This window comes from Frankia sp. R43 (assembly GCF_001306465.1).
GTDB classification, from domain to species: Bacteria; Actinomycetota; Actinomycetes; order Frankiales; family Frankiaceae; genus Parafrankia; species Parafrankia irregularis.
This window is the reverse complement of the sequence record NZ_LFCW01000005.1, coordinates 563,741-577,050: the sequence shown is the minus strand read 5'-3', so window position 1 is coordinate 577,050 and position 13,310 is coordinate 563,741. Positions and strand designations below refer to the sequence as shown.

The following is a 13,310-nucleotide window of genomic DNA, read 5'->3' as shown; positions in this document are numbered from 1 at the left end:
TTCATGACCCTTATCGCGGCCCCGTCCCGGACAGCATCCGGAGAATCCGGATTCGGCGCGCGAAATGCGCTGATCCTGCTTGTGCTGATGTGGGCATCCCAGCTCCTGGGGCTGGTCGGCCTGCTGTCCGGCAACATTCAGGCCGACATCGCCATACATTTTCACACCGCGAGGATCTCGTGGTTCACATTGGTCACGGCACTGGTCGGCACCTTCGTCACGCCGTTCGTGGTCAAGGCTGCGGCCATGTACGGCAAGAAGCGCGTCATGGTGGTCATCACCGTCCTCGGCCTGGTGGGTGACGTGATCGCCGCCCTCGCGACGAACTACTCCATGCTGCTGATCGGACGTGGCATTGCCGGGTGCTACGGTCCGATCGCCGCGCTGGCCTGTTCGATGGTTCGTGACGTCTTCCCGCGCCGGCTCGTCGGTCCGGCCAGCGGCCTGCTGGGCGGCGGCGTCGGGCTGGTCGCGCTCGGCGGCCCGTTTCTGTCCGCGTGGCTCGTCGACGGTTTCGGCTTCCGCGGCGCGCTGTGGTTCATGGCCGCCGCCAGCGCGATCGGCCTTGCGGCGCTCGTGCTTCTCGTTCCCGAGAGTCCCGTGCGCGAGGAACGCACCCGCATCGACTGGCTGGGCGGGCTCCTGCTCGGCGGTGGCCTGACCGCGGTCATCTACGGGATCGGTGAGGGCGCAGGCTGGGGCTGGGCCAGTGCCCGCACCCTTCTGTTCATCGGCGGCGGTCTCGCCGCGGTGGCCGGTTTCGCCTTCGTCGAAAGCCGGGTGCCGCATCCGATGTTTCCGCTGCCCCTGCTGAAACGGCGGTCGGTCTGGACCATGCTGCTGACGACCTCACTGGTCGGCGGGGCAGCGTACGCCGTCGGCACGGTGATGTTCCTGCTCGCCCTGATGCCGACGATCCCCGGCGTGTCCGACGGCCTGGGGTTCTCCGCGACCAAGAACGCGCTGGTCAATGCGCCCAGCAGTGTCCTGGTTCTTCTGGGTGCGATAGCGGCCGGGATGGCTGCCCGTCGGATCGATCCCTGGCTCCTGCTGGCCTTCGGCGGCCTGCTCGTCGCCGGCGGCTATGGTGCGATCTCCGTGCACCACCACACCGTGCCGCAGTTGATGCTCCTCGGCGCCGGGACCGCGGTGGGCATGGGCCTCGTGGTGGCCACTGTTCCCATCCTGGTCATCCAGGCGGTGCACCCAGCGGAACAGGCCCTGGCCAACGGCGCCCAGTCAATGGCGCAAGGGGCCACCCAGACCATTCTCAGCCAACTGGCCTTCATCATTCTCGCCCGGGACAGTCAGATCATTCACGGCATCCGGTTCTACCGAGACGAGGGATACTCCAACGGTCTCCTGTTCACCGCCGGTGTTGCCGCGACCGGGGCGGCGCTGGTTCTGATACTGCGGAACAGCCGGAGGGCCCGTCGGGTCTGACCCACGGGCCGTTGGTCGCGCTGGTATCGCCCCGCGAGGGAGGGCTTCGGCACGGCCCGCGAGGCGGAGGCCGGGGCATCATGCCCCTCGTTCCCGATCGTGGATGGCGCACCTGAGCACCCGTTCGCCGGGTCGGTGGAGGCTCTGTGCGCTGCCCTCCGTCGCGGTGGCGCCGGGCGCCAGGCGGCCCGGCTCGCGCCGAAAGCTAGCGCGAGATAGTTGGGATCCTGACATTACCGCCGTGTTGCCGATGGGCAGGATGCCTGGCTCCAGGGCGAAGCCGCCGGGAAGGCCTCAGCTGGTGGCGCGCCGCACGAGGACGGGTTTCGGCACGGCGTACGAGGCGGGCAGGGGGCGGCCGTCGATCAGGTGGAGCGCGAAGCCGGCGAACCCACGCCCCAGCGCGGCCGTGTCGAACCGGATGGTGGACAGCGCGGGCACGAACATCGCCGAGATCGGGGAGTCGTCATGACCGATCACCGCGAGATCCGCCGGCATCCGCAGGCCGGCGCGGACGGCCGCGCCGGTGACCGCGGCGGCGACATCGTCGTTGAAGGCGACCACGCCGGTGATACCGGTGCCGAGCCAGCGGCGTATCGCGTCGTCGGGGGAGTCGTCGCGGTAGTGGATGCGCTCCAGGCCGAGTGCCGCCAGGCCCAGGGACCGGGCCCGGTCGGACGCCGCCCGATGGCGGGAAATGATCATCGAGGAGGGGTGGTCCTCCGTGAAGGCCGCGTACACCAGCCTGCGATGGCCGGTGCCGTGGAGGTGCTCGACCTGAAGCTCCGGCCCGGCGCTGATCGCCAGCGAGACGTCGGTGGTGCCCGGGTGGTCCGGGTCCGGGTAGATCTCCCTGACGCCGCAGGCGAGCATCGACGCGATGTCCGGCGCGCTGAACGGTGCCGGGCCGACCACCAGGTCCGGGCTGAGGGACTCCCACAGCGGCCGCGACGTCCGGTCGGGGTGGCGGGTGTAGGTCACCAGCGAGTAGCCGGCCCGGTCCAGGACGAGGGACGCCTCGTCCAGGTAGTTCTGCAGCCGGAACTCGATCGGCCAGTCGGGCAGCACGAGCAGGATGATCCGGCTGCGCCCGCTGGCGAGCGCGCGGGCGGCGCTGTTCGGCCGGTAGTCGAGGCGTGCGGCGGCCCGCAGCACCCGCTCGCGGGTGTGCTCCGGGATGGTCTGGCCCGGGGTGTTGTTCAGGACGAACCCGACGGTCGCCCGCGACACCCCCGCCTCGCGGGCGACGTCCTGGGCGGTCACCCGCCGGCCGGTCGCCGATTCTGACGCGGTCACCCGCCGGCCCCCCGTCCTCGCAGCCGGACGACCCGGACAGGATCGTCCTCGTACGCACTTGTGCGCGCTAGTCGGCGATGCTAGCTTACGGGCCTCATCACTAGTGCCCGCTAGTGAACCGGATGCGGGATGCATCACCCTCCAGCTCCGCCCCGCACAGCCAGAGGCTTCGCCGCGAGGGCCCACCTGCCGTCGAGGCTGCCACCGCCGGTGGGCAGCCGAGTTCAGCCACGACCGGGAGAGCTTCGATTGATCCGCACATCGTTCAACGACGACTGGTCGTATCGGCGGAAGCCCGACACGTTCCAGGCATTGCTCGGCAGGGCGACCGACGGCTGGGAGCCTGTCCGGCTGCCCCATGACGCGATGGTGTGCCGCGAGCGGTCCGGTTCCGACCCGGAATCGGCTCATCGTGGCTACTTCCCGGCGGACGGCTACGAATACAGGAAGTCGTTCCCCGTGCCGGCGGAGCACCGAGAGCGGCGGGTCACGCTGGAGTTCGAGGGTGTTTACCGCCAGGCCCGGGTGTACGTCAACGATGACCTGGCCGGGCAGTGCGCCAGCGGCTATTCCACCTTCCGCGTGCCGGTCGACCATCTGCTGCGGTATGGCGCGGAGAACGAGGTGCGGGTCGAGGCGCGCAGCCAGGACGACACCCGGTGGTATTCCGGCGGCGGCCTTTACCGCGGCGTGAGCCTCATCGTCGGCGGTCTGCTGCACGTCGCACTCGACGGCGTACGCGTCACGACCCCGGTCATCGACGGGGAGCTGGCTGTCGTCGCCGTGGCGACCGACGTCCAGAACCAGTCGGCCGTGACGCGGACGGTCGAGGTGCGCACCGAGATCGCGGATGCCGGAGGCGAGATCGTCGCCCGGGACGTCGCCCCGGTCACCGTCTTCCCCGGCGACACGGCCACCCTGCGCCAGCGGCTGACCGTGACCGAGCCGCGCCGATGGGGCGTTGATCATCCGTACCTCCACACCTGCCGGACGACCGTGACCGCCGAGGGCGAACGGCTGGACGAGGAGACCACGCGCTTCGGCATCCGTTCCCTGACCGTCGACGCCCGCCGGGGCCTGCGGATCAACGGCGAACCGGTGAAACTGCGCGGCGCCTGCATCCACCACGACAACGGGGTGCTCGGCGCGGCCACCATCGACCGGGCCGAGCACCGCCGGGTGGAGATCCTCAAGCAGGCCGGCTTCAACGCGATCCGCAGTGCCCACAACCCGGTCAGCGCCGCGTTGCTCGACGCCTGCGACCAGCTCGGCATGCTGGTCATGGATGAGCTGAGCGACGTCTGGACCAGGTCGAAGACGGCCGACGACCACGCCGGTGACTTCGCCGCCTCCTGGGAGTCCGACCTGCGGGCCATGGTCGCCAAGGATCAGAACCATCCGTGCGTCGTCTTCTACTCGATCGGCAACGAGATCCCGGAGATCGGCGGTCCGGTAGGCGCCGTGTTCAGTCGCCGGCTGGCCGAGCGGGTCCGTGAGCTCGACGGCACCCGGCTCATCACCAACGGCGTGAACGGCATGTTCGCCGGCGGCCCGGAACTGCTCGGCTCCCTGACCGGCGGCGGTGCCCGACCGGCGGAGACGGACGCCGGAGCGACGGGTGCGTCCGGTGCCGAACCGTCCCGCGCGGCTGGTGCCGAGACGTCCGGTGCGGCGGGTGCGGCCGGTGCCGAGGCGGCCGGTGTGGCTGGTGCCGAGGCGTCCGGTGCCGAGAACCTCGACGTGAACGCGGCCATGACCCGCTTCCGCCAGTTCATGCCGATGCTGATGACCTCGGAGCTGGTCACCTCCCGCACCGCGGAGGCGATGGCCTACCTCGACGTCGCCGGCTACAACTACCTCGACTCCCGGTACGAGCTCGACCGGACGCTGTTCCCCAACCGGGTGATCGTCGGTACGGAGACCTACCCGACCGACATCGACCGCAACTGGCGGCTCGTCCAGGACAACAGCCACGTCATCGGCGACTTCACCTGGACCGGCTGGGACTACCTCGGTGAGCCCGGGATCGGCCGGGTCGAGTACCAGAGCGATCCGGCGCCGACGGCCGGGGGCATGCCGGGCCATCAGGGTGCCTACCCGTGGCTGGCGGCCTGGTGCGGTGACATCGACATCACCGGCCACCGGCGCCCCGCCTCCTACTACCGGGAGATCGTTTTCGGCCTGCGCGCCGAGCCCTACATCGCCGTCCACCGCCCCGACCGGCACGGCGACCAGGTGCGGCTGGCGACCTGGTGGTCGTGGAGCGACTCGATCTCCAGCTGGAGCTGGGCCGGCCATGAGGGCCGGCCGGTGCGGATCGACGTCTACTCCGCCGCGGACGAGGTCGAGCTCCTGATCGACGGCCGCTCGGTCGGCAGGGAGCCGGCGGGGGAGAAGAACCGTTTCACCGCCGCGTTCGAAACCGTCTACCAGCCCGGTGAGCTGACCGCCGTCGCCTACATCGAAGGCCGGGAGACCGGCCGGACGTCCCTGCGGTCCGCCACCGGTGACGTCCGGCTCGATGTCACCGCCGACCGGTCTCGGATCACGGCCGATGACCGCGACCTCGCCTTCGTGACCGTCACCCTGGTCGACGCCGCCGGCAACCTCCACAACACCGCGGACCGCCCGGTGGCTGTCGAGCTGACCGGGCCGGGTGTGCTGCAGGGGTTCGGCAGCGCGGACCCGCGGCCGGAGGAGAACTTCTTCGACCGGACCCGGACGACCTTCGACGGGCGTGCGCTCGCTGTGATCCGTCCGACCGGGCCTGGTGTGATCACGGTGACGGTGACCGCGGACGGCTGCGCACCGGCCGTCGTCCGCGTCGAGGCAGCACCGGCCGTCGTCCGCGTCGAGGCAGCACCGGCACACCAGGCGGAGGCAGCGCCGGCAGACGCAGACCAGGCGGAGGCCGCGCGATGACCGGCGCACCCGCAGGCAGCCCGGCCCTGAGCCCTGAACAGCGTGCTACCGATCTGCTCTGGGCGATGACCGTCGAGGAGAAGGCGCAGCAGGTCACCGGCGTGATGCCGATCGGCCTCGTCGGTGTCGACGGCCTGCTCCAGGACGCGGCGGAGCGCGACCTGGGACTGGGTATCGGGCACATCGCCGCGCTGGGCATGCTCGGCCACAAGTCGCCCGCGCAGGTGGCGAGGACCGTCAACGAGATCCAGCGGTTCCTGGTCACCCACACCCGGCTCGGCATCCCGGCGATCTTCCACATCGAGGCGCTGAACGGAGTGGTGTCCCCCGGGTTCACGACGTTCCCGACCGCGATCGCGCTGGCCGCCACCTGGAACCCGGCGGACGTCGAGGAGATGGCGACGATCCTGCGCCGGCAGGTCCGGGCGATCGGCCACCCGTTCGTCCTGTCGCCGGTCATGGACGTCGCCCGGGACGCCCGCTGGGGCCGGGTGCACGAGACCTACGGCGAGGACCCGTACCTGGTCTCGGCGATGAGCGTCGCGTTCACCCGCGGCCTGCAGGGCACCGACCTGCGCGACGGCGCGATCGCGACGGGCAAGCACTTCCTGGGCTACGGCCTCACCGAGGCCGGCCAGAACATGGCCGGGAGCACCGCAGGGGCCCGTGAGCTGTACGAGGTGTTCGCCCGGCCGTTCGAGGCCGCGGTGAAGCTGGCGGGGCTTGCGGCGGTGATGAACTCGTACAGCGCCGTCGACGGCGTCCCGGTCGGCGCGAGCCGCGAGATCCTGACCGGCCTGCTGCGCGACCGGCTCGGTTTCACCGGCACCGTCGTGTCCGACTACGACACCATCGGCCACCTGCACCGGCGGCTACGGGTCGCCCGCGACGCCGCGGAGGCCGGCCGGCTGGCGCTCGCGGCCGGCGTCGACGTCGAGCTGCCGATCGCCGACGGCTACGGCCCCGGCCTCGCCGAAGCCGTCCACCGTGGTGAGGTTCCGCTGGGGCAGCTGGACCAGGCCTGCTGGCGGGTGCTGCGGGACAAGTTCGCGCTCGGCCTGTTCGACCAGCCGTACGTCCCCGAGGATCCGGTCGTCATCGCCGCGACGGCCCGCGACGGCGACGGGCTCTCCCACCGCCTCGCGCGGCAGTCCGTGACGCTGCTCAAGAACGACGGCCTGCTTCCCCTGTCGCGTGACCTGCGGCGGATCGCGCTCGTCGGCCCGCACGCGGACAGCATCGCCTTCGCGTTCCCGGCCTACACGTACCCGGGCGCGCTGCAGATGTTCGCCGCCCGGTTCCGGGGAGCACGGGTCGACATCCCCGGAACGGAGCAGATGGCCGGCACGGTCACCGAGGAGGCCGTCCGGATGATGATCGAGGAGCTCGCCGGCCCGCTGGGGATGCCCATCGACGACTACCTGCGCGAGACCTACGGCGCGCGGACCCTCGCCGAGGCCGTGCGCGCGGCCGTACCCGGCGCCGAGGTGACGGTGACCGCCGGGTGCGGCGTGCTGGACCACGAGCCGGCCGACATTCCGGCGGCCGTGGCGGCCGCCGGCGACGCCGATGTGGTGATCCTCGCCCTCGGCGGGCGGGGAGGCTGGTTCACCCCCGGCATCACCGAAGGCGAGGGCAGCGACACCGCGAACATCGACCTCCCGGCGAACCAGATCGCGCTGGCCCAGGCGGTGGCGCGGACCGGCACCCCATGCGTGGGCATCGTCCACACCGGCCGGCCGATGGTGCTGGCCGAGATCGTCGACGTCCTGCCCGCCCTGCTGTACGGGTACTACGGCGGGCAGCACGCGGCCACCGCCCTGGCCGAGGTCCTGTTCGGCGAGGTGAACCCGGGCGGCAGGCTCCCGATCTCGCTTCCCCGCCACAGCGGCCAGGTGCCGATCCACTCCGGCCAGCCGACCGGCTCCGGCTACCGGCGGACCGAGCACGACATGCACCGGGGGTATCTCGACGTGGCGTCCACCCCGCTGTTCGCGTTCGGCCACGGCATGGGCTACACCACGTTCGACTACACCGACCTCGCGATCAGCCCGTCGGACGTCGCTGTCGGCGTCGTCGGCGGCGGCGTCGTCGGCGGTGGCGGTGGCGGTACTGTCGGCACCGACGTCGAGGCGGCGGTGACGGTCCGGCTGACCGTCCGCAACTCCGGCGAGCGTGCCGGTGACGAGGTCGTCCAGCTGTACTTCGCCGACCAGGCGACCGGCGTCACCCGGCCCGCCCAGGAGCTGGTCGGCTTCACCAGGATCAGCCTCGATCCCGGCACCGCGGTGCCGGTCGAGTTCACCGTGGCGATGAGCCAGCTCGGCTACCTCGGCCTCGACGGGCGTTTCGGGCTGGAGCCCGGGCCGGTCCAGGTCCTCGTGGGCAGCGCCTCCGACGACATCCGGCTGCGCGGCGCGTTCGACGTCGTCGGCGACCGGGTGGTTCTCGAAGAGCGCCGCTCCTACCTGTCCAGGGTGACCGTCGGCGACGTGTCCCCCGTCTTACCTGTTCCCCTCGGGAAGTAGGCAACGATGTCCGACCGATCCGGGTTGTGGTGCACGCCCGACGACCAGGGGTGCCCGTGAGCGCCCCCACCGACCCCGCCCCGGCCACCGAGGACGGGCCCTCGGTGGCCGGGCTGGCCGCGGGACTGATCGACGCGGAGGCCGAGCGCCGGGAACGGCAGGCCCAGGCCCGGCGGGACGTGCTGTTCGCGGACGAGCTGCTGCCGGGGGTCGGCGGCGAGCCGCTGTCGCTGCGCCAGGGGCTGGCCGCGGGCGGGTCGCTGACCTTCGGGGTCCTGGTGCTGCTGAACGCGCTGGACGAGCTGGAGTCGGCGGCGCTGTCGGTGCTGGCACCCGACATCCGCGACGCGTTCGGGCTGTCCGACGGCGCGATCGTGTTCATCTCGGCCGCGGCCGGTGCCTTCCTGGTGCTGGGCGCGCTGCCGATGGGCTGGCTGGCGGACCACTACCGGCGCGGCCGGGTGATCGGCTGGGCCGGTGCGGTGTTCTCGCTGATGGTGCTCGCCTCCGGCCTGGCGGCGAACGCCTTTCTGTTCTTCCTGGCCCGGTTCGGGGTCGGGGTGGCGAAGTCGAGCAACAACACGGTGCACGGCTCCCTGATCGCGGACGCCTATCCGATCGGGGTGCGCGGGCGGATGTCGGCGTCGGTGTACGGGGCGGCGCGGGCCGCGGGTGCGCTCAGCCCGCTGCTGGTCGCGGGGATCGCGACCTGGGCGGGCGGGGAGAACGGCTGGCGCTGGCCGTTCTTCGTCCTCGGCCTGCCCGCGCTCGTCGTCGCGATCGTCGCGTTCCGGCTGCCGGAGCCGCCACGCGGCCAGCACGAGATGCGCTCGGTGCTCGGCGAGGTCGTCGAGGACGCCGAGGCGATGCCGATCTCGATCGAGGCGGCGTTCGCCCGGCTGATGCGGATCCGCACCGTGAAGACGGCGATCGTCGCCTTCTCGGCGCTCGGCTTCAGCCTGTTCACCACGAGCGTCCTGGCGAACCTGTGGGCCGAGGACCACTACGGGATGTCGACGTTCCAGCGGGGCCTGATGGGTTCGCTCGGCGGTGCCGCCCTGGTCGTCGCCCCCCGTTACGACCGGCTCTACCACCGCGATCCGGAGCGTGCGGTGCGGCTGCTGGGGCTGTGCGTGCTGCCGGGCGCGGTACTGCTGCCGATCCAGTGGTTCATGCCGCACTGGGTCGGGTTCATGCTCGCGAGCATTCCGGGCGCGGTGTTCGCGTCGGTCGCGTTCGCGATGGTCGGCCCGGTGGTGCAGTCGGTGGTGCCCTACCGGCTGCGCGGTCTGGGGATCGCGCTGGCCTCGGTGTACATGTTCTTCGTCGGCGCCACCGGTGGCGCGCTGCTGTCCGGGCTGATCAGCAATGCCTACGACCCGCGGGTCGCGGTGCTGGTGATCGGTGTTCCGGCGACCCTGGTCGGCGGGCTGATGATGATCCGCGGCGCGTCGTTCGTGAAGAGCGACCTGTCGCTGGTGGTCGCGGACCTGCGCGAGGAGCTCGCCGAGCGCGACCGGCAGCGGGCCGACCCCGAGGGCGTCCCGGTGCTGCAGGTCAACAACGTCGACTTCTCCTACGGGCATGTGCAGGTGCTGTTCGACGTCGCGTTCGAGGTCCGCCGCGGCGAGACGCTGGCGCTGCTGGGTACGAACGGGGCCGGGAAGTCGACCATCCTGAAGGTCGTCTGCGGGCTCGGCACGCCGTCGCGCGGTGTCGTGCGGCTGGGCGGCCGGACGATCACCTACGTCTCGCCGGAGCGGCGCGGGACGTACGGCGTGCACCTGCTGCCTGGCGGCAAGGGTGTGTTCGGCGACCTGACCATCCGGGAGAACCTGGAGATGGCGGCGTTCCGGATGCGCCGCGACCGGGCCGGCCGCGAGCGCCGGTTCGGCTACGTGCTGGGTCTGTTCCCCGACCTCGCCGGCAGGCAGTCGCAGCTGGCCGGGTCGTTGTCCGGCGGCCAGCAGCAGATGCTGGCGCTGGCGATGGTGCTGCTGCACGACCCCGAGGTGCTGCTGATCGACGAGCTGTCCCTCGGGCTCGCCCCGGCGGTCGTCCAGGACCTGCTCGCGATCCTGGAACGGCTCAAGGCCGACGGGCTGACGATCGTCGTCGTCGAGCAGTCGCTGAACATCGCCCTCGCCATCGCCGACCGGGCCGTCTTTCTGGAGAAGGGCCAGGTCCGGTTCACCGGACCGGCCCGTGAGCTCGCCGAACGCGACGACCTCGCCCGCGCGGTCTTCCTCGGCCGGGAAGGCGGCTGAGCAGCCATGCAGATGCCCACCACCCAGCTGCTCTTCGACGGCGCCGTCACCGGTCTCGTCATCGGCCTGCTCGCGATCGGCATCGTGCTGGTGCACCGGTCCACCCGGGTCATCAACTTCGCGGTCGCGAACATGGGCCTCGTCGGCTCCGTCCTGTTCGCGCTGCTCGTGGTGCGGTGGAACGTGCCGTACTGGATCGCCCTGGCCATCGCGCTGGTGGTCGGGACGGCGTTCGGGGCGCTGGTCGACCTCGCCGTGATCCGCCGGCTGTTCCAGGCACCGCGGGTGATCCTGGTCGTCGCGACCATCGGCGTGGCGCAGCTCGCGCTCACCATCGTCACCGGCCTGCCCGACCTGGACGACCATGCGTCCGAGTCGTATCCGGTGCCGTGGGGCGGGACATGGTCGCCGGTCGACGGCCTGCGGATCAGCGGCGCGCAGCTGAGCGTCCTGGTCGTGGTTCCGCTCGTCGCGATCGGGCTCGGCCTGTTCCTGAGCCGCACGGTGCTCGGCCGCACGGTGCGGGCGGCGGCGGGCAACCCGGAGCTGGCGAGGCTGCAGGGCATCAGCCCGAAGGCCGTCTCCACCGCGATGTGGTCGGTGGCCGGGATGGTCGCCACTCTGTGCCTGATCCTGATCTCGGCGCAGAACGAGTCGCTGACGCAGATCACCACGCTCGGCCCCACGACACTGGTGCGGGCGCTGGCCGCGGCGGTGATCGCCCGGATGGCGTCGCTGTGGATCGCGCTGCTGGCCGGGGTCGCACTCGGCCTGCTGCAGTCGTTCGTCCAGTTCAACTGGCTCGACCAGCCCGGCCTGACCGACCTTGTCATCCTCGGGCTGGTCCTGGCGGCGGTGTTCTGGGCCAGCCGCGGCCGTGACACCCCGACGTCGTCGTTCTCGTTCGCGCCCAAGGCCGCGCCGATCCCCGAACGGCTGCGCGACCTGTGGTGGGTCCGCCAGCTCGAACGGGCGCCGCTGCTGGCGCTCGGCGTGCTCGCCCTCGTCCTGCCGCTGCTGGTCACGCAGTCCTCGCGGCAGCTGCTCTACACGGTCATCCTCTGCTACGCGATCTGTGCCGCCTCGGTCACCGTGCTCACCGGCTGGGCCGGGCAGCTCTCGCTCGGCCAGATGGCGTTCGCCGGCCTCGGCGCGCTCACCGCCGCGGCGCTCCACCGCGGCCTGGAGATCTCCGTCGGCGGCAGCACCGTCGCGCTGGACGCGCTGCCGTTCCCGGTGGCCGTCGGGATCGCGAGCCTCGTCACCGCCGCGCTCGCCGCCGCGGTCGGCGCGGGAGCGCTACGGGTACGCGGGCTGATGCTCGCGGTCAGCACCTTCGCGTTCGGGATCGCCGCGGAGCAGTACCTCTACCGCCGCGAAGTGTTCCAGGACCCGGGCGCCCGCACGGCGTCGTTCCCCCGCGACACCGCCTTCGGCGTCGACGTCACCAGCCAGCGCGCCTACTACTACCTGGTGCTGATCGTGCTGGCGGTGGTGCTGGCCGTCGTCGCCCGGCTGCGCCGCTCCGGCGTCGGGCGCACCACCATCGGGGTGCGGGACAACCCGGCGACCGCCGCGGCCTACACCGTCGGGACGACCCGGGTGAAGCTGCGTGCGTTCGCGCTGGCCGGCGGGATCGCGGGTCTCGGGGGCAGCCTGCTCGCCGGCGCGGTGCAGAACGTCCCCTACGCCGACCGGTACTTCCTGAGCGCGGACTCGTTGCTCGTCGTGTCCATCGTCGTCATCGGTGGTCTCGGCTCGGTGTACGGGCCGGTGCTCGGCTCGCTCTGGGTCATCGGCCTGCCGGCGTTCTTCCCCGACAACGAGATCGTCCCGCTGCTCACCTCCAGCCTCGGCCTGCTCGTCCTGCTGCTCTATTTCCCCGGCGGGCTGGTGCAGATCGGCTACAGCGCCCGCGACGGCCTGCTGCGCCTCGCCGAGCGCCGCCTCGGACCCGCACCGGCGGCCGCGCCGAAGATCCCCGCCGCGAGGGCGCTCACCCGGGCCGTCCCCCGGTCCCGGGAGCCGCTCGCGCCACGGCGTCCGGTCCTCGCGACCAGCGAGGTCCGGGTCCGCTTCGGCGGCCTCACCGCGGTCGACGGGGTGTCCCTGCGGGTCGCACCCGGCGAGATCGTGGGCCTGATCGGCACCAACGGCGCCGGCAAGTCCACCCTCATGCACGCGATCGGCGGCTTCGTGCCCGCCACCGGCACCGTCGAGCTCCTCGGCAAGGACATCAGCGCGGCCGGGCCCACCGCCCGGGCCAGGGCCGGGCTCGGGCGCACCTTCCAGACCGCGGCCCTGTTCCCCGAGCTCACCGTCCGCCAGACCGTGCAGATCGCGCTGGAATCGCGGGGCCGCACCGGCCTGCTGTCCACCGCCCTGCACCTGCCGCACACCTTCACCCGGGAACGCGCCCAGCGGGCCGCCGCCGACGACCTCATCGGCTTCCTCGGCCTCGGCCGGTACGCCGACGCGTTCATCGCCGACCTGTCCACCGGCACCCGCCGCATCGTCGAGCTCGCCGGGCTCCTCGCCCTCGACGCCCGGCTGCTCTGCCTCGACGAGCCGACCGCGGGCGTCGCCCAGCGGGAGACGGAGGCGTTCGGCCCCCTGATCCAGGAGATCCGCCGCGAGCTCGACGCAGCCATGCTCGTCATCGAGCACGACATGCCGCTGATCATGGGCATCAGCGACCGCGTCTACTGCCTGGAGACCGGCCGCGTCATCGCCGAGGGCGCCCCGGACGTCGTCCGCGCCGACCCGTCGGTCATCGCCAGCTACCTCGGCACCGACGAACGCGCCATCAGCCGAAGCGGCGGCACGCCCGTTTCCGTCCAGCCAACCGCGTAGT

At 71.8% G+C, this 13,310-nt stretch carries 6 protein-coding genes; 5 read left to right on the top strand and 1 reads right to left on the bottom strand.

The window, feature by feature from the left end:
- Positions 1–3 precede the first annotated feature (3 nt).
- Positions 4–1,443, top strand: a complete 1,440-nt coding sequence (locus ACG83_RS23285; RefSeq protein ID WP_054568324.1) for an MFS transporter — start codon at positions 4–6, stop codon at positions 1,441–1,443.
- Positions 1,444–1,737: 294 nt separating this feature from the next.
- On the opposite strand, the gene ACG83_RS23280 is transcribed toward ACG83_RS23285, so the two are convergent.
- Complete coding sequence (locus ACG83_RS23280; RefSeq protein WP_054568323.1) at positions 1,738–2,739, bottom strand: LacI family DNA-binding transcriptional regulator; 1,002 nt, start codon at positions 2,737–2,739, stop codon at positions 1,738–1,740.
- Positions 2,740–2,988: 249 nt separating this feature from the next.
- Here ACG83_RS23280 and ACG83_RS23275 point away from each other — a divergent pair, with 249 nt between their 5' ends.
- Genes ACG83_RS23275 through ACG83_RS23260 form a run of 4 tightly spaced genes read left to right on the top strand, consistent with a single transcriptional unit; the run spans position 2,989 to position 13,309 of the window.
- Positions 2,989–5,661 (top strand): glycoside hydrolase family 2 TIM barrel-domain containing protein, encoded by a 2,673-nt coding sequence (locus ACG83_RS23275; protein WP_083473477.1) that lies wholly within the window; start codon positions 2,989–2,991, stop codon positions 5,659–5,661.
- Positions 5,658–8,189 carry a beta-glucosidase gene (locus tag ACG83_RS23270; protein ID WP_054568322.1) on the top strand — a complete coding sequence of 844 codons (2,532 nt, stop codon included), beginning with the start codon at positions 5,658–5,660 and terminating at the stop codon, positions 8,187–8,189. The genes ACG83_RS23275 and ACG83_RS23270 overlap by 4 nt, the downstream gene beginning before the upstream one ends.
- Positions 8,190–8,245: 56 nt before the next feature.
- Positions 8,246–10,456: an ATP-binding protein gene (locus tag ACG83_RS23265; RefSeq protein ID WP_083473476.1), complete on the top strand. Its 2,211-nt coding sequence runs from the start codon at positions 8,246–8,248 to the stop codon at positions 10,454–10,456.
- Positions 10,457–10,462: 6 nt separating this feature from the next.
- On the top strand, positions 10,463–13,309 hold the full coding sequence (locus ACG83_RS23260; RefSeq protein ID WP_054568320.1) for a branched-chain amino acid ABC transporter permease/ATP-binding protein: 2,847 nt from the start codon (positions 10,463–10,465) through the stop codon (positions 13,307–13,309).
- The last annotated feature ends 1 nt before the right edge of the window (position 13,310 follow it).